At 56.7% G+C, this 17,587-nt stretch carries 13 protein-coding genes; 4 read left to right on the top strand and 9 right to left on the bottom strand.

All coding sequences use genetic code 11. From position 1 onward, the window contains the following. Position 1: 1 nt before the first annotated feature. Positions 2–391, top strand: a complete 390-nt coding sequence (locus ABEA08_RS19980; RefSeq protein ID WP_345337187.1) for a hypothetical protein — start codon at positions 2–4, stop codon at positions 389–391. A 60-nt stretch (positions 392–451) separates the two neighbouring features. Here ABEA08_RS19980 and phoU read toward each other — a convergent pair whose 3' ends face one another. Genes phoU through ABEA08_RS19960 form a run of 4 tightly spaced genes read right to left on the bottom strand, consistent with a single transcriptional unit; the run spans position 452 to position 5,894 of the window. Further along, positions 452–1,159, bottom strand: coding sequence for a phosphate signaling complex protein PhoU (gene phoU, locus ABEA08_RS19975; RefSeq protein WP_345337186.1), 708 nt, complete (start codon positions 1,157–1,159; stop codon positions 452–454). A gap of 13 nt (positions 1,160–1,172) precedes the next feature. Then, the gene (gene pstB / locus ABEA08_RS19970; protein ID WP_345337184.1) at positions 1,173–1,991 is read right to left on the bottom strand and encodes a phosphate ABC transporter ATP-binding protein PstB; all 819 of its coding nucleotides are present in this window, start codon (positions 1,989–1,991) and stop codon (positions 1,173–1,175) included. 15 nt (positions 1,992–2,006) lie between these two features. Then, a complete protein-coding gene (gene pstA, locus ABEA08_RS19965; RefSeq protein WP_345337183.1) occupies positions 2,007–3,656 on the bottom strand; it encodes a phosphate ABC transporter permease PstA in 1,650 nt (549 codons plus the stop codon). Between the two features lie 15 nt (positions 3,657–3,671). Continuing rightward, positions 3,672–5,894 carry an ABC transporter permease subunit gene (locus ABEA08_RS19960; protein ID WP_345337182.1) on the bottom strand — a complete coding sequence of 741 codons (2,223 nt, stop codon included), beginning with the start codon at positions 5,892–5,894 and terminating at the stop codon, positions 3,672–3,674. A 316-nt stretch (positions 5,895–6,210) separates the two neighbouring features. Between ABEA08_RS19960 and ppk1 the strand changes: the two genes are divergently transcribed. Together ppk1 and ABEA08_RS19950 are read left to right on the top strand one after the other, a co-directional pair. Next, a complete protein-coding gene (ppk1, locus tag ABEA08_RS19955) occupies positions 6,211–8,280 on the top strand; it encodes a polyphosphate kinase 1 (protein ID WP_345337181.1) in 2,070 nt (689 codons plus the stop codon). A gap of 26 nt (positions 8,281–8,306) precedes the next feature. Further along, positions 8,307–9,806, top strand: coding sequence for a Ppx/GppA phosphatase family protein (locus ABEA08_RS19950; RefSeq protein ID WP_345337180.1), 1,500 nt, complete (start codon positions 8,307–8,309; stop codon positions 9,804–9,806). Between the two features lie 382 nt (positions 9,807–10,188). Here the strand turns inward: ABEA08_RS19950 and ABEA08_RS19945 are convergent, their stop codons facing one another. The 4 genes from ABEA08_RS19945 to ABEA08_RS19930 all read right to left on the bottom strand — a co-directional run bounded on the left by ABEA08_RS19945 (position 10,189) and on the right by ABEA08_RS19930 (position 14,423). After that, entirely contained in the window at positions 10,189–11,157 is a 969-nt protein-coding gene (locus tag ABEA08_RS19945; protein WP_345337179.1) for a PstS family phosphate ABC transporter substrate-binding protein, read from the bottom strand. A gap of 90 nt (positions 11,158–11,247) precedes the next feature. Further along, positions 11,248–12,564, bottom strand: a complete 1,317-nt coding sequence (gene phoR / locus ABEA08_RS19940; protein WP_345337178.1) for a phosphate regulon sensor histidine kinase PhoR — start codon at positions 12,562–12,564, stop codon at positions 11,248–11,250. A gap of 90 nt (positions 12,565–12,654) precedes the next feature. After that, positions 12,655–13,344, bottom strand: coding sequence for a phosphate regulon transcriptional regulator PhoB (gene phoB, locus ABEA08_RS19935; RefSeq protein ID WP_345337177.1), 690 nt, complete (start codon positions 13,342–13,344; stop codon positions 12,655–12,657). A 158-nt stretch (positions 13,345–13,502) separates the two neighbouring features. Continuing rightward, the gene (locus ABEA08_RS19930) at positions 13,503–14,423 is read right to left on the bottom strand and encodes a porin (protein WP_345337176.1); all 921 of its coding nucleotides are present in this window, start codon (positions 14,421–14,423) and stop codon (positions 13,503–13,505) included. 350 nt (positions 14,424–14,773) lie between these two features. Between ABEA08_RS19930 and rdgC the strand changes: the two genes are divergently transcribed. Continuing rightward, on the top strand, positions 14,774–15,691 hold the full coding sequence (gene rdgC / locus ABEA08_RS19925; protein ID WP_345337175.1) for a recombination-associated protein RdgC: 918 nt from the start codon (positions 14,774–14,776) through the stop codon (positions 15,689–15,691). A 55-nt stretch (positions 15,692–15,746) separates the two neighbouring features. Here the strand turns inward: rdgC and ABEA08_RS19920 are convergent, their stop codons facing one another. After that, positions 15,747–17,495, bottom strand: a complete 1,749-nt coding sequence (locus tag ABEA08_RS19920) for a M61 family metallopeptidase (RefSeq protein WP_345337174.1) — start codon at positions 17,493–17,495, stop codon at positions 15,747–15,749. Between the last annotated feature and the right edge of the window lie 92 nt (positions 17,496–17,587).

Here is a 17,587-nt window from a genome sequence, read left to right as displayed (position 1 = left end):
CGTGGTATTGCAGTTATTTCTGTTTCTCATCATCGCCGTCTTGCTGGCGCTCACGCCGGTATTCGTCGGCGTGCGCGCCCTAAAGATCGGCAATCCTAGCTGGTTTGCCGCTTTGGCGGCCGTGGCCGCCCTGCTTGCACTGCAAGATCTGGCCCAGCTCTTTCTCGACGAGCCCAGGTGGATCTGGCTTGCGGGCCTGATCGGCGGCGGCTTTGCCTTTTCACTGCTACTGGATTGCCCCTACTGGAAAGCGTTTCTAATCTGCATCTTGGTACTATTAATGCAGTGGTTTGCCACCGTCAACCTGTTGGAAGGCACCCCGCCGGTGCAGGAGTTGCAACGCTTGGTCAAGGGCTCACAAGCGGAGATCTGGCCCCAGTATCAGGATTAAGCGGCCGACGATCAAAAAGGCCACAGCGCGGGCTGTGGCCTGAGTGTTTTGTCTGCCGGTTTACTTGAGCAGATCCTCCACCTGGTTCATGTCCAAGTGGCGAATATCTTTGCCTTTAACGTAATAGATCACGTATTCACAGATGTTCTGGCAACGATCGCCGATCCGCTCCAGCGAACGCGCCGCCCACAGCACGTCGAGGATACTGGGGATCGAACGTGGATCCTCCATCATAAAGGTCATCAGCTGACGCACCACCCCTTCATAGGCATCGTCGATCTTGCTGTCCTCTTTGTGGATCCGCATCGCCGCTTCCACATCCATGCGCGCAAAGGCGTCGAGCACGTCGTGCAGCATGCGCTGCGTCTGCCGCCCCATGGCGTCCATCGCCATCAGCATGCCTCGGTGGCGTTTGCCATCTTGCTCCGCCGCCATCCGCGCGATCCGCTCCGCGGAGTCGCCGATCCGCTCCAGATCCGTCACCGCCTTAGAGATCGCCAATACCAAGCGCAGATCCGACGCCGCCGGTTGCCGTTTGGCGATGATCCGGGTGCACTCCTCATCGATGGTGACCTCCATGGTATTGACCTTGCGATCATGGGCGATCACTTTATTCGCCAGTTGCTCATCACCGCTTTGCAATACCTCCAACGCGTTGGTCAACTGCTCCTCGACCAAACCGCCCATCGCCATCACCCGGTTACGCACATCCTCCAGCTCGGCATTAAACCGACCCGAGATATGCTTACTCAAATTAAGGTTATCCATCTGTCCGTCCTGCCTAGCCGTAACGACCGGTAATATAATCTTCGGTCTGTTTCTTCGCCGGTGTGGTGAAAAGGGTGTTGGTGTCACTGTATTCGATCATCTCACCCAGATACATAAAGGCGGTATTGTCCGAGACCCGCGCCGCCTGCTGCATATTGTGGGTTACGATCACCACGGTAAAAGACTGCTTTAGTTCGGTGATCAACTCCTCGATGGTCAAGGTCGAAATAGGATCCAACGCCGAGGTCGGCTCATCGAGTAGCAGCACCTGTGGCTCGATCGCGATCGCCCGAGCGATCACCAGGCGCTGCTGCTGACCGCCCGATAAGCTGTAGGCGTTGTCACCCAGTCGCTCTTTGACCTCGTCCCACAACGCCGCCGCCTTGAGCGCCTTCTCCACGGCCTCGTCCAACCGGCGCCGATCGTTGATGCCCTGTAAGCGTAAGCCGTACACCACGTTTTCGTAGATCGACTTAGGAAACGGGTTTGGCCGCTGAAACACCATGCCGACATTACGCCGTAGGGCCGCCACATCGATCCGCTTGTCGTGAATATCATCCCCGTCTAACAGGATCTGCCCCTCTATCTGGCAACCGTCGATCAGATCGTTCATCCGATTCAAGCAGCGCAACAGGGTGGATTTACCGCAGCCAGAGGGACCGATAAACGCGGTCACCTGATGTTTAGGGATCTTCATGCTGATCCGGTTCAGTGCGGGCTTGTCACCGTAAGACAGGCTCAGCTCCCGGATCTCAAACGCGGTTTGCTCCGGTGTCAGGGCGCTCAGATCCCGGTTGTGGGTGGAGAGGAGCCCGGTATCAATCGACAACATGCTTGAGTCCCTGAGTTAATTATCAAAACTGCGGTATTTTTCCCGCAGGTGGTTGCGCACGGCGATCGCCGTCAGGTTCAGCGAGACGATCACACTGACCAAAAGAAACGAGGTCGCGTACACCAGTGGTCGAGCCGCCTCGACATTCGGACTTTGAAAGCCCACATCATAGATATGAAAGCCCAAGTGCATAAATTTGCGCTCAAGATGGACAAAGGGGAAGTTACCATCGACCGGCAACTGCGGCGCCAACTTTACCACGCCAACCAGCATCAATGGTGCCACTTCCCCCGCCGCGCGCGCCACCGCGAGGATCAAGCCGGTCATGATCGCCGGGCTGGCCATTGGCAGCACAATACGCCACAGGGTTTCTGCCTGGGTCGCCCCAAGCGCCAAACTGCCCTGGCGCACCGAAGAGGGGATCCGTGATAGGCCTTCCTCGGTCGAAACGATCACCACCGGCAACGTCAGGATCGCCAACGTCAAGGCCGACCACAGCACGCCGGGCGTACCAAACGTCGGGGCTGGGTGCGCTTCAGGATAAAACAGGGCGTCGATCGAGCCTCCTAACATGTAGACGAAGAAGCCCAAACCGAACACGCCGTAAACGATGGAAGGCACCCCGGCCAAGTTGATCACGGCAATACGAATAAACCGAGTGAGCGCCCCATTGCCGGCATACTCGTGCAGATAGACCGCCGCCATGACACCAAAGGGGGTGACGATCACCGCCATCAAGAGCACCATAAATACGGTCCCGAAGATCGCCGGAAAAACCCCGCCTTCGGTATTGGCCTCGCGCGGCTCACTGCTGAGAAACTTTGCTATCTCCTGCGCCCACCAACGTCCCTTAGCCCACAGGTTCATTCGGTTTGGAAACGAGACCGCCATCACTTGGTCCAGCGGCAATGACACGCTCTCACCGCGCATATCCCGAACCACCACATGATCATCCGCCGCCTGCTCTCGCAGCGCAAAGAGCCGCGACTCCAGCACCAGATATTCCTGGTTTAATGCCTCCCGCGAGACGGCGATGGCGGCCAGCGCTGCCTCGCTGTCCTGGCCGTTGAGTGCCAATTTCCGCTCGGTCAAACGCAGCTGCTCCAGCTGATAGTTGATCTGACCGATCGCTTTGCTCTGCAGCTCATTGGCCTGGGCTGCCAAGGCGTTCGACTGGGCAATGGCGTCTTTCATCTGGGACTCCATGGCTGCCCCCTCGAAACGCGCTCCGTCGATCACCACCGCGATCGGATAGCCATAGAAGTTGCCGTTGCGGATCCGTTCGAACGCCGCCAGATCGACCGGGCTTCGCTCGGTCACCACCGTCGGCTGCCAGATCCAGCGAAAATCCAGTGGCACAAACTCTCGGTTGCCGGTTTTCACCAAAAATCGCTCGACGAATTCACCTTCAACCTCAAACTGGATCCCCGCCTCCTCTAGCCGCTCAAGCGGAACCTGCTCCCACTCATAGCGCTCGCCGATCACCACCTCTTCCCGTCCATCCGCATGCACCAGATCCCACTGGTACAGCGTCGACGGCCAGAAGTAGACCAAGCCACGGCTGGCGATCAGCAGCAACAGCCCTAACACGGCGATCAATGACAGGCTGACGGCCCCGCCCGTCATCCAGATCCACGGCGCCCCAGATTTAAACCACTTGTTCATCCTGTTTCGGGGCTCCTACAGCGTCGAGTATTTCTGACGTAACCGCTGACGGACAAATTCGGCCACGGTATTGAAGAAAAAAGTAAAGATAAACAGTACAAATGCCGTCAGGAATAACACCCGATAATGCGTACTGTCGATCGCCGATTCCGGCATTTCCACCGCAATGTTGGCCGCCAGCGTCCGCATCCCTTCGAAGATATTCCACTCCATCAGTGGTGTGTTCCCTGTGGCCATCAATACGATCATGGTCTCGCCGACCGCGCGGCCAAAGCCCATCATCACCGCCGAAAAGATCCCAGGGCTGGCCGTTAACAGCACCACTCGGGTCAGGGTTTGCCATTGCGTTGCCCCCAACGCCAGCGAGCCATTAACCAAATGACGCGGCACGGAAAAGATCGCATCTTCGGCAATGGAAAAGATGGTCGGCACCACAGCAAAGCCCATTGCCAGTCCCACCACCAAGGCGTTGCGTTGATCGAACGCAATGCCCAGATCATTGGTGACAAAGGCCCGCGCGTCGCCATCCATCAACCACAGCTCCAACCATGGGCTCAACGACATGCTAAGCCACCCCACCAGCAGCAAGACAGGCAACAACACCAGCTCGCGATAGTCTCCCCAGCGGCTGTTGCGCCAGCGCTCAGGGAGCTGGGTCCAGCCCCAAGCCGTGGCCAGCATGGCACTGGGCAAAGCCACAAGCAGCAAGAGGATCCCCGGCAGATGACTCTCAACGATGGGGGCGAGCCACAATCCGGCCAAGAACCCCAAGATCACCGTTGGCAACGCCTCCATGATCTCTACCGTCGGCTTCACCAAGCCCCGCACCTTGGGCGACATAAAGTACGCGGTATAGACAGCACCGGCGACCGCCAGTGGCACCGCAAACACCATGGCGTACAGCGCGGCTTTCAGGGTGCCAAACACCAACGGCATCAGGCTAAGCTTGGGTTCAAAGTCGTTTGAGCCCGATGTGGACTGCCAGACGTAATCCGGCTCGGGATAGCCTTCATACCAGATCTTCTGCCACAGCGCGCTCCAGGACACCTCCGGATGCGGGTTGTCCAGCTCAAACACCGTCAGTCCCTGTTCCGTTTGTGCAATAAAGCCATTGGCAGCCGGCGAAAAGGCCGCATGACTCACCACGGAGCCGGCGAGAGACTGCCGCAGCAGACGCCGCTGAGAAGTGGTGTAGTAAAGATCAAAGCCGCCCTGCGCATCGCCAACAGCAAAACTTTTGCGGTAATACTCGGTGGTAATGGCTGTGACTGCGGTATTGTGTCGAAACTCACGGATCCGCTGATAGCGGCGCTCGCCATCGATCCGGGCTTGGAACCATTGGGACACCACACCATCACTGTTGGCCACCAGCACCGAGCTGGCACCTGCCAACAGCGCCATATCGGTGATCTGCGCGCCCGGCTCCGCCGCCTCCAGCTGCTGAATTTGTTTTATTTGTCCAATGTCCCCCACCGACCAGACCTGGATCTGATTATCGGCCAACACAAACAGCTGGCGCTGATCCGGCGTCAACAACAGCTCATCGGCGGACACTGGGATCGCACTTAACGCCACATCATCGCGGTAAAGCACGGTTTCATCACTGAGAAAATCCACTTCCCTAGTGAGTCGAGACAAACGCAACTGCCCAGCCCCGGCGCGCCATACCAACGTCGTGATCTCGTCATCGGACTCAAAGGCATACACTTGGATCGGGGTATTGGTGTCGACCAAGCGGACACGACTGTCAGTCATGGGGTAACGCACATTGGGCGTGACCGTGCGAACGTCGTTTGGGTAAGACACATCAAAATCGGCTTTGGCGATCAGCACCTCACCGCTATCCAGTCCCATCGCCACGATCTCACTGGAGGGATGGCCCACAGCCGTGCGAACGATCTGTACCCCCTCGGGCAGATCCAACCGTCGAGCGGTATGCTCACCATTGGCTTGATAGAACTCGACGATGCCTTGATCGGTAAAACGGTAGCCAAACTGACGTGACTCATCCATCCCCACCGTCAACGTCTGGCCCGGGGAGAGGGGCTCCGCCTCAAATACCGGCGTCAGCGAAGCACTGCGAAAGGTCGGAGCAACCACATACAGTAGATAGAGGAAGATCAGCAGCAAAGCCACTAACACCATCACCCCGCCGCTGACGATAACCGCCCGGGCCAATCGGTCTTTCAACAACCGGCGCTGGCTGCTCTTGTAGCGCTCGAGTTTTACTGCGTCCATCGATCTCCAAACTCAATAGCAACCAACATAAACACTTAGCCTGACAGTATATGTCGTTTATATGACACTACGGTGACACTGATAAAGGCGTTGACTTGGATCACGACCGAGTGTTAATCATTGGAATAAGATAATTGCAGAACAAAGCGTTAGGTGATAGGACGCGCTTCACTCTCTGCGCCGAATGTTGTCACAGCGCCCACGCCGGATCGCTGTAATTGAACGCTATATGTCATCCATATGACACAGTCGCGCCCCACACTGGCCACTCGCAATTATCTGCCATTCCCACCCGTTGTCATAAGGAAGAACATAGGTGCAATCCTCATTCCCCTACATGGAAAAAGAACTGAGCTGGTTGAGCTTCAACGAACGCGTGCTGCAAGAGGCCGCCGACCCGAGCAATCCGGTGATAGAGCGGGTCCGCTTTCTGGGGATCTTCTCCAACAACCAAGACGAGTTTTTCCGGGTTCGAGTCGCGGGTGTCAAACGCCGCCGACTTATCGAGGAGTCCCGTGGCAGCGGCGAAGCCGCACGCACCTTGATGGCCGAGATCCACAATAAAGTACAAGTATTACAAACGCGTTTCGACGAGATCTATCATCAGCTGTTGCTGGATCTGGCCCGCCGCAACATCTTTCTTGTCAATGAAACTCAACTGACTGAGTTTCACGGCGCTTGGCTAAAGAAACACTTTCGCGACAAGATCCGTCGCCATATTATCCCCATCTTGCTCACCAAAGACACACGCCTGGATCTGTCATTAGAAGACGGTTTGACCTACCTCGTGGCCGAGCTTCGCAAGGATGATCGGATCCAATACGCCTTTATTCCCGTCCCCTCAGACAAGAGTGCGCGTTTCACCCTCATGCCAGCAGAGGGAACCAAGAAGCGCAAGACAATGATCCTACTGGACAACATCATCAGGCACTGCCTGGATGAACTGTTCGAGGGGATCGTCCAATACGACAGCATTCGATGCTTCTCCATGAAGCTCACCCGAGATGCGGAATATGGCCTGTCCAATGAGATCGACGAAAGCTTGCTGGAGCAGATGTCCGAAGGGCTCAAACAACGCCTGACGGCAGAGCCCGTCCGTCTGGTGTACGATCGCGAAATGCCCCATTCCATGCAGGAGATGCTGGTCGAACAGCTCGGTCATACCGATTATGACAACCTCAGCCCCGGCGGTCGCTACCACAACTTCCGTGACTTTATGTCCTTCCCCAATCCGGGCCGTAAGTATCTCGAACATGAAAAACTGCCGGCGCTGGCCAGCAACCAGTTCACCCGCTACCCAACCGCCTTTGCCGCGATCACCGCCGGGGACGTTCTGCTGAATTACCCCTACCACAAGTTTGCTCACCTGACCGAATGGTTGCGTCAGGCGGCCTACGATCCCTCCGTTCGCGCCATCAAGATCAACGTCTATCGGGTCGCCAAAAGCAGCCAGGTGATGAACGCGCTCACCGAGGCGGTGAAAAATGGCAAAGACGTCACCGTCGTGGTCGAACTGCGCGCCCGCTTTGACGAAGAAGCCAACATTGAGTGGGCCAAGTTGCTGACCGATGCCGGGGTTCGCGTCAGCTTTGGCATTCCTTCATTAAAGATCCACTCTAAGCTCTGCCTCGTGAGCCGCATCGAGCATGGAGAGCTGGTCAACTACGCCCACATCGGCACCGGCAACTTCCACGAGAAGACTGCCAAGATCTACACCGACTTCTCGCTGTTTACCAAGCACCCGGAGCTCACTCGGGAAGTCGAGCAGGTGTTTGACTTTATTGATCACCCCTATCGTCGCACCAAGTTTCAACATCTGTTGGTCTCACCGGTCGACAACCGTCGCAAGCTCTATAGCCTGATCGATCGCGAGAGCCAGAACAAACTGGCGGGCAAACCGGCGGGGATCACCCTGAAGGTCAATAACTTGGTGGATCAAGGATTGATCAAGCGACTCTATGACGCCTCTCGCAACGGGGTGAAGATCCGACTGATCATTCGTGGCATGTGCTCCTTGATCACTGAAGTCCCTGGCGTATCCGATAATATCCGCGCGATCTCCGTGGTCGACCGCTTCCTCGAACACCCGCGGATCATGGTGTTTGAAAATGGCGGTGACCAACGAGTCTTTATCACCAGCTCTGACTGGATGGGCCGCAATCTGGATGCGCGTATCGAGGTCGGCACCCCGATCTACGATCCCCGCTTGAAGCGGATCATCACCGATACCCTCGAGCTCCAATGGAGCGATACGCAAAAGGCGCGTCAATTGGATCGGCATCAGACCAACCCCTATGTCAAACGCGGCAACCGGCGGAAAACCCGTAGCCAGATCGAGATCTACGAATACCTCAAACAGATGGAAGACACCCTTTTGGCAGAATAAGCCACACTTAAGGGATCGCGACGCGCATGTACGACACTATGAATAATCAAGCCGCTCGGATCGGTGACACGATCGCTGCCATCGATCTGGGCTCCAACAGCTTCCATCTGGCGATCGCACGGGTACTGGAAAATCGAGTCCAGATCCTGCATCGGGTCAAACAGCGGGTCCAGTTGGCGGAAGGGATGGACGACGAGGGCAATCTGGCCGAAGCGGCAATAGCGCGAGGGCTGGCTTGCCTGACTCAGTTTGCCCAGCATTTGCAGACCAGTCAGATCAGCCAGATCCGCGTCGTGGCAACCTATGCACTGCGACGCGCCCCCAATCGCAACCGCTTCGTCAAACCCGCCCGTAAGATCCTCAATAGCCGTATCGATGTGATCCCGGGTACCGAAGAGGCGCGCTTGATCTATCGCGGCGTGGCGCAAGCCAGGCAACTGGAAAACCATAACCTAGTGATCGATATCGGCGGTGGCAGCACCGAGTTGGTGCTCGGGCAAGGACCCACGCCTATCCTGCTGGAAAGCCTGGACATGGGCTGTGTCAGCTATCAGGATCGCTTCTTTGCCGATGGCAAGTTGTCGGCCAAACGGTTCGACAAAGCCAGCCTCGCCGCCCAGCAGCAATTGGAATTATTGCAGGAGCGCTATACCCAACTCGGGTGGCAGCACGCCATCGGCTGCTCCGGCACCATTAAGGCCATCGCACAACTTTGTGGTGAGCCCCCCTTGCCCGGGCTCATCACCCAAGACGCTTTAGAGTCTTTATGTCAGCGTCTGAGTGAGCACGGGCTTTCTGATCCCCGTTTTGCCCATTTGAGCGACAGTCGTTTGCGGGTGCTGCCCGCAGGCCTGGCGGTGTTACTCGGCTGCTTCCGGGCGCTGGGGATCGACAACATGCAGTTCTGCGATGCCGCCCTGCGTGAAGGCGTGATCGTCGAAATGAGTGGCGAGCAGCCGCACGATTCGGTCTGTGCCACCACCGTCGCCGCCATGGAGCGGTTACACCACATCGATACCACACATGCCAGCCAGGTGGCGCAAACGGCGGTCAGCCTCTATCAGCAATCCAGCCAGCCCAATGATGAGCTGTCGGCTCTGCTGGGGTGGGCTGGCCGACTCCATGAGGTTGGGCTCTCGCTCAATTTTAAGGGGATGCATCGCCATACCGGCTACATTCTGGCCCACAGCAACCTGCCCGGCTTTACCATTGAGCAACAGCAACTGCTGGCGCTACTGGGCCGGTTTCAGCGCAAGCGACTGGATGACTTTGCGCCATTAGAGCTGGAGCTGGCCAGTGCCCAGCAACAGCAGCAACTGCTGATGGCACTGCGTTTGGCGGTGTTATGGCATCTGGGCCGACGCCACACACTGCCACCGCCCCGAGTGACTTGGCACTCAGATGGTCTGACACTCGAATTGAACCCCTCGGTGCAAACGGAGCCTTTGTTATTGGCGGATCTGCAGCAAGAGCAGCAATTGCTCGCCGCACGCTCATGGCAAGTTAAGATCGTCGCGAGTACCTAATGCCTACCAATCCAGCAGTTCGCGTCCTGGATTGGTAGGGGTAGGGGTAGGGGCAGAAACCGATCCGATCTCGCTGACCGGGGCAAGCGTCAATAGGAGAACTTTATGGAAGAGTTGCTGCTTGGTGCGCTGCGCTTGGCTGGGCGCTTGATGATTGAAATACTGGGGAGTCTTTGGGTGGAAAAGTGCCTGCGCATTCCCTGAGCCTGGCTGCTGTCTCTGCTGCTGAGAAAACCGGTGTCACCGCAGACGCCATCAGCCCTGCTGAACGGCGTCATGCTATGGTTGAGTGCGGCCGTCATCGCGATCTATCTGATCCCCTAAACCCGAATGCCGTCAATGCGCGCCAGCCGGCGCGACACTTCGCTCTTCGTGCTCAGCGCTACAGCGTAATTCCCAGCTTCAGCAGATCTTTCGCCACCACCGCCCGCGGCAGCGCCACATAACCGTCCTTCTCAACCACCCTCTGTCCCTGTTGGGACAAAGTAAACTTAATGAATTCAGCCACCACCGGCTCCAGTGGCTTATTCGGGTGTTTATTAACATAAACGTAGAGATATCGACTCAGCGGATAGCTGCCGGTCGAAGCCGTTTCTGCCGTCGCTTCGATAAAGTGCGTGCCCCGCTTAGCCAAAGGCACGGCCCTGACGCCGGCGGTCTGATAGCCGATCCCCGAATAACCGATGGCATTCAGCGAGGTCGACACCGACTGCACCACGGACGCCGAGCCGGGCTGCTCATTGACACTGGGTTTAAAATCCCCCTTACACAGCCCTTTCTTTTTAAAATAGCCATAGGTGCCGGACACCGAGTTGCGACCATACAGCTGAATATCCCGGGCCGCCCAAGAGCCCTGCAAACCCAGCTCGCCCCAGCGTTGGATCGGCTCCCCCCCACACTTCTGCGTGGTCGAAAAGATCGCATCAACCTGCTCGATGGTCAGCCCCGAGATCGGGTTATCCTTATGGACAAACACCGCCAGCGCATCGATAGCGACCCGGATCGCCGTCGGTTTGTAGCCGTAGCGCTTGACGAAGGCTTCCTCTTCACTGGGCTTCATCTTCCGGCTCATCGGACCAAACTGTGAGGTGCCTTCGGTGAGAGCCGGTGGCGCCGTGGAGGAGCCCGCCGCCTGGATCTGAGGGTTCACGTTCGGATAGTGGCGACGAAAATCCTCTGCCCATAGGGTCATCATGTTCGCCAAGGTGTCGGAGCCGGCCGACGAGAGGTTGCCCGACACGCCGCTGATCCGCTGATATTCGGGCAAAGTTGGATCCACCTCCGCTCGTGACGCGCTGCTGAGCAATCCACAGATCAGCCCCAATGCAGCCAAGCAAGTTTTCATGTGCATTATCGATCTCCAGAGCGTTCGCGAGGGGGGGGGCAATGGTCACCAGTATCAAAATTCAATGTGACGCTTTTACGTCACATTTGTTACCCGCTAATGATGGAGGGGATCTGCCGTTCTCGCCACCCCCAAGGCCGGCGCGAGCTCAAACGCAAAGCAGCTACCCCGTCCGATCTCAGAGCGGATCGTCAGTTGGCTGTTGTGATGACTCAATGCGTGCTTGACGATGGCCAGCCCCAGACCACTGCCACCGGTGTCGCGCGAGCGCGCCTTATCGACCCGATAGAAACGCTCCGTCAAACGGGGAATGTGCTCCGCTTCGATCCCTTCGCCTTGATCTTCCACCTCGAATCGCGCCGTATTGCCCTGCCTAAACCAACGAACGGTGACCTGCCGCCCCTCAGGGCTATAGCGCACCGCATTTTGTACCAGGTTGGCGCAAGCACTGTGCAGCTGCATCTCATCACCGTAGGCCTTCAGCTCCGGATCGACGTCAAACACCAATTCGTGCCGACCCGCAGACAGCTCGCTGGCTTCCTGCTGTACGGTATTCAATAGTGTTGGAATATCAACCACATGCTCAAGATCCACATCGGTCGAGGACTCGATCCGAGACAGCACCAACAGCCGGTCGACCAGATTCTTCATCCGTTGAGACTGATCCTCCATGGCACCGTATTGCTTCGCTAACATACTGCCCGGCTCACAGGTCATCTGCATCATCTCAACATAGCCTTGCAGCACCGTCAGCGGTGTCTTCAACTCATGGGACACGTTCGCAACGAAATCCCGCCGCATCTGCTCCAGTTGGCGCAGCCGGGTCACATCCCGCGCGATCAGCAGACGCTGGTTGTCGCCGTATGGGATGATCCGCACCTCGAGGATCCGCTCCTCATTCAACGGCGACACCAGCTCCAGCGGCTCGGCAAACTGGCGCTTATGCCAATATTTCACAAACCGCGGATGACGCAGCAGGTTGTGGATCCGGTTGCCGGAATCTTTCGGCCAATGGATCCCCAACGAGTGCTCGGCCAAGCGGTTGCTCCATAGGATCTGGCCTTCTGGCCCCAAGACCAGCGTGGCATCTGGCAACGCCTCAGCGCCCTCTCGAAAGCGCGACAACATGCGGGCCAGCTGAGCCCGGCGACGCCGGTTCTTGCCTTGCAGCCGGTAGATCCCATTGAAGATCGGCTCCCAACTGCCACTGCCATGCGGTGGCGTCAGGCTGCGATCATGCCAAAGCCAGTGGGCCAAGCGAGACAGATGACGATAATGCCAAAACATCAGCAACCAGCTGCCCGCCAGCAGGCTCCACCCCATCTGGGAGGTCAAGGATCCCAACAGGACGAATGGGACAAACCACAAAACCAGACGGAACAGCAGGCGTGGGCCTGAGTATTCTTCAAACATGGCAACGCTCAGACAAGCAAGATACGCCGCAAGCCTCAGGCACGGTATTCCGAGCTGAGGATGCGACGCGAACAGTGGAAAGAGGAGTCATTAAACTTTGGTGGAGAATCGATAGCCGGCACCACGTACCGTTTGGATCAATCGGTCATGGCCTTGGTTTTGGATCGCCTTACGCAAGCGGCGAATGTGCACATCGACCGTGCGATCCTCCACGTAAACGTTGGTGCCCCAAACATTATCCAACAGCTGCTCGCGGCTGTAGACCCGCTCTGGGTGGGTCATAAAAAAGTGCAACAGGCGGAATTCCGTTGGCCCCATATCGAGGCAATCTTCATCAACTGTGACCCGATGCGACACAGGGTCCAGTCGCAGCCCCTGCACCTCAACCGCTTCTTCCAGCCGAGTCGGTGCGGCGCGCCGCAACACCGCCTTAATACGGGCCACCAGCTCTTTGGGTGAAAAGGGTTTGGTGATGTAGTCGTCCGCACCAACCTCCAGCCCGCGAACGCGATCCTCCTCCTCACCACGCGCAGTCAGCATAATGATGGGGATCTGACGAGTATGCTCCTGCTGGCGCAACGTCTTGGCCAACTGGATCCCGCTGCCACCTGGCAACATCCAGTCGAGCAGCACCAGATCAGGGTAAGGTTCGTTGATCGCCTCCAGACCCTGATCGTAATCAGCAGCGCTGGTGGTACGGAAGCCATGCTGATCCAGCACGAAGGTCAACATGTCGCGAATGGCAGATTCATCTTCAACAATCAGGATATTAGCGGTCATAACTCTACATGAGATCCAAGGAGTGACAGTTCGTGAAGGATTATCTGGCAAATAAATGACAGAAATATTACCTCGTCGCAAGCGAAAGCCAAATATAAACGAAAAAGAGGACCTTACGGCCCTCTCAACATCAATAGCTTACGTTGCTCTGACGGAGCCTAGAAATCGTAACGTAGACCCACCGCAACATAACGGTCGTCATCACGATCGGCAGCGTCAAACTCAAGACCGGTGAAGTAAGCATTGAGCCGCAATTGCTTCGACAGCTTGTGCTCGGCACCCACACTGTAAGAAGTGTTCGCTTTACCCGGGATGTCACCATCGATGAACTGGGCTTTCACTTTGGTATCGCCAAAGCCATATGCAGCAGAGATCAAGAAGGCATCCCCTTGAGCACCGGAAGACACCACCTCTTCATCGGAATACATGGCACCCAGCTCGATGCCGGCAATTTTCCCCCCGGCAGTGATGCGCAGAATATCGCGATCAGACACTTCGCTGTCGTAGGCTACTGCACCGTAGAAGGCCTGCTTCTTATAGTTAGCATCACCCACAGTCGCCGCAACGGAAACACCGTGGTCGCCATTGGCGTCATCAGTTAAATAAGTCATCTCAGCACGGAACAGATCCGCAATAACCGGAGTCGCATAAGACACTTGCTGTGAGGCACGAACTTCTCCGCCCATGATCTTACCCAAATCACCATCAAAATCATTGAACTGATCCACTTTACCTTGAGACAGTTTCAGGGCGGTATCACGGCGACCAATGGTGGTCATACCGAAGTCACCTTTCAAACCGATAAACTGATTACGATTTGAAAACGCAGGATCTTTAGTCACGTTCAAGCCCCACTCAGCTTGGAAGATGGCTTCCAGGCCAGCTGAGATCTCATGGCTGCCTCTTACGCCAAAACGGGAAGAGTGGCTGGCAATTTTGGTTTCGCTTTCACCATCGATATCATTGGCTTGCAGGGTCAGGTTCAGACGACCATATACGTCTACATCGGTAGCAGATGCGGCAGTCGGCACGACAGCGGCAACCACGGCGGCAGCCAAAACAGAACGCTTTATAGACATGTTTCTTTAATCCTTGTTTGAGTAGGGTGCTTCTGGGTTCAGCAGAAAACGAGACGCAGTGTGACAACTCTTTGTGACACTTTTATTTCACCAGGTTGTAACGAGCTCGTGACGCCCAGTAATAGCACTCAATCTGGTGGCATCCTGTTCAGCCAGTTATCTGCGCTTGCCCACCTTGGGCAAATAAGCCACACATTCAGTACGACCAACCATCAATCGGCAGGCACTAACCCGATAAACTGGAACAGGTGTGTTCTGTTGTGCGAACAATCGCCGCAAAGCAATTGCCCCCTCGGCCGCTTTTCCCTAAACTCCGGCCCCACTATCTGAAGCAATTTACGGGTGATCCCATGTGGTTTAAAAATATCCAGCCGTACCGTCTGACCAAGACCATCGACTGGCAGACCAATGATCTGGAGCAACAGCTGGAAGCCTTGAGCTTCACTCCGGCCACCAGCCAGGAGATCAGCAAACTGGGCTTTGTTCCGGCCTTGGGCCCCAAGGCTAGCCATGCCATGGTGCATGACTCGGATGGCAACTTGCTGATTGCAATAGAGAAAGAAGAAAAGATGCTGCCCGCATCGGTGATCCGTGAAGAGTTAGAAGAGCGCATCAGTCAATTGGAAACGGATCAGGGCCGTCCCGCCCGCAAAGCCGAAAAAGAAGCGATGAAAGATGACATCATCGCCGTCTTATTGCCTCGCGCCTTCAGCCGCCGCAAGCAGGTGCGCGCCCTGATCATGCCCAAACAGCAGCTGATCCTCGTGGACAGCTCCAGCGCAGCCCGCGCCGAAGAGCTCTTGTCTCTGCTGCGCCAAGCCATCGGCTCCCTGCCTGTCGCGCCTTTGATGCCCAACACCTTGCCTGAAGAAGCGATGGCGGACTGGGTTCGTACCGGTAACGTAGGCAACAACTTCACCGTCCTCGAAGAAGCTGAGCTCAAGAGCCTAGCCGAAGCCGGTGGCAGCATTCGTCTTAAAGATCTACCGCTGGACAGCGATGAAGTGCGTGCTTATTTGGATTCCGGCTTGCTGGTCTCCAAGCTGGGGATGGACTGGGCCGAGAGCCTAAGCTTCGTGCTCAATGCCGATCTGTCGTTGAAGCGCCTCAAGTTCGCTGACGTACTGCAAGAGCAAAACGAAGAGATCGATAAGAAAGAAGATCTGATCGCCCGCCTGGATGCCGATCTGGCGCTGATGTGCGGCGAGTTCGCTCGCGTTTGGCCAGCCCTGCTCGACGCCATGGGCGGCGTTGACGACACGCTGTAACCCGCTCAACCGATAAAAAGCAGCACAGAGCCATACGCTGTGCTGCTCTGCGCGCTCACTCCTCGGCTGAAAATGGCCACTCAATGCCACTCCACTGCAGGAATCGATGCCGTTGCTCAGGGCTGGTTGACGCCATTGGCTGGATCGTACCCTCGACCTTTGGAGTGCGAAGCAATCGGAGCGGTCGCTGGATCAATCTGTCCCGGCGAAACACACTCACCTCAATGATATCGCCCTCCTCATGACCGGCCAGCAGTGAGCGCCAGTGCGACGCCTGCCAACGCAGGCCATTGAGCGCGACGATCCGATCCTGCAATGCCAGCCCGGCCGTCCAGGCAGCACCGTGTCGATCCAACCGAGTGATCTCGCCCTGCTCTGTTGCGAGCCCCAAGTCCCACTCTCGCTCGGTCGCATCCACCCATTCGAGCCCCACTTCGGCCAGCAGTGCATCAAAATTCAGCGACAAGGGTTGCATCACATGCTGCTGCCACCAAGGCTCGATGGACGCCTGCCCCAGCTCGCTGAGCAATCCGCGAAACTGTTCGGGATCATAGCTCGCAGGCAAAGAAAAGCGGCGCAATAACGCCTGATGCAACGCTTGCATCGAGCTGCCGCGGTTAAGCAACCAAGACTCCAGAGCCCACGACGCCATATAGCCCTGACTGTAGATACTGACGCTGTTGTTGTGACCGTAATCCCCATGCCGCGCGATCCAATTATCAAAGCTGGCCTCACTGACGGACTGGATCGCCACGCCGGGGCGCCGTTGATGTTGGTGGATCCGCTTGGCCAGACCGTTCAGAAATTCCTTAGGCGTCATGATCCCCGCTTCCAACAGCCAGCGATCCTGCAGATAGCTGGTGCCGCCTTCAGCGAACCAGAGCAGCTCACTGTAGTTGTCATTTTGGTAGTCATAAGGCACCAATCCTTTAGGCCGGTAACGCTTGACGTGCCAGGTATGAACCAGCTCGTGTGATGCGGTGGAAAGGAAACTCAGATAGTCTTTGCGCTCGCCAAAGCGCCAACGCGGCCGCTGGATCACCGTCGAGTTTCGATGCTCCGTCGCCCCTCGCGCGCCATCGGTGGCGTGGACGATAAACAGATAATACTGATACGGGTATTGCCCCCGATAATAGCGCCCGCCCACCGCGACCAAGGCTTTGAGATCCTCAAGGATCTGTGCGGCGTCATAATTGCCCTCGCCCCAGATCACCAACTCATAGTCACGTTGATCAACTTGAAATTGCCAACTTTGGTGCAAGCCCGTTTCGATCGGGCTATCCACCAAGATATCGTAGTTGGCTGCTCGGAACGCGTGCGGCCCGATCCGCTCCATGCCGGAAACGCTGCGCCACCCTTGCGGTACCTGCAATGACACGGTCACGGCTTGATCACGCCAAGCGTCGGTGTACATCAGCAGCCCCGACGCGTCCAAATACGCGTGGCTGTCATCCACATGCCGGCTACGATCCGCCAACTCATTGGCATGCACTCGATAGCGCACCGTCACCGGTCCCGGGCTATCCAAGGTTATGCGCCAACGTGCCCTATCCACCTTCCCCCAGTTCAGTTGCTGCCCTTGCCCATCCACCGCTTCAAACTGACGGATCCCATCGGCCATCGGCAGCAACTGATAACGGCCGGTGCGCCAATTCGGCAATTGGAGGATCAGCTCAGATGACTCGGACGTGGGTAAGTGCATGCTCACCTCCAGCCATTGCCGCTGAGGGTGCTCCAAGACAATGTCATACCGCACACCCGCCTGCACCGGCGTTAAGACAATCGCCATTAGAAGCAGGAGCATCCCTCTCACATTCATAATAAATCCCTTTATATAACTTATTGTTAAGCGCTGCTTAGGCTGGCAGTATACCAACATTAAGGATCCGTTCAGCT

Origin of the sequence: Ferrimonas pelagia (assembly GCF_039543565.1) — a bacterium.
Taxonomy (GTDB): domain Bacteria; phylum Pseudomonadota; class Gammaproteobacteria; order Enterobacterales; family Shewanellaceae; genus Ferrimonas; species Ferrimonas pelagia.
This window is presented reverse-complemented; position numbering and strand designations above follow the sequence as displayed.

Coding starts and splice junctions, on each gene's coding strand:
- phoU (WP_345337186.1), bottom strand. CDS start 1,159: ATGGATAACCTTAATTTGAGTAAGCATATCTCGGGTCGGTTTAATGCC.
- pstB (WP_345337184.1), bottom strand. CDS start 1,991: ATGTTGTCGATTGATACCGGGCTCCTCTCCACCCACAACCGGGATCTG.
- pstA (WP_345337183.1), bottom strand. CDS start 3,656: ATGAACAAGTGGTTTAAATCTGGGGCGCCGTGGATCTGGATGACGGGC.
- ABEA08_RS19960 (WP_345337182.1), bottom strand. CDS start 5,894: ATGGACGCAGTAAAACTCGAGCGCTACAAGAGCAGCCAGCGCCGGTTG.
- ABEA08_RS19950 (WP_345337180.1), top strand. CDS start 8,307: ATGTACGACACTATGAATAATCAAGCCGCTCGGATCGGTGACACGATC.
- ABEA08_RS19945 (WP_345337179.1), bottom strand. CDS start 11,157: ATGCACATGAAAACTTGCTTGGCTGCATTGGGGCTGATCTGTGGATTG.
- phoR (WP_345337178.1), bottom strand. CDS start 12,564: ATGTTTGAAGAATACTCAGGCCCACGCCTGCTGTTCCGTCTGGTTTTG.
- phoB (WP_345337177.1), bottom strand. CDS start 13,344: ATGACCGCTAATATCCTGATTGTTGAAGATGAATCTGCCATTCGCGAC.
- ABEA08_RS19930 (WP_345337176.1), bottom strand. CDS start 14,423: ATGTCTATAAAGCGTTCTGTTTTGGCTGCCGCCGTGGTTGCCGCTGTC.
- rdgC (WP_345337175.1), top strand. CDS start 14,774: ATGTGGTTTAAAAATATCCAGCCGTACCGTCTGACCAAGACCATCGAC.
- ABEA08_RS19920 (WP_345337174.1), bottom strand. CDS start 17,495: ATGCTCCTGCTTCTAATGGCGATTGTCTTAACGCCGGTGCAGGCGGGT.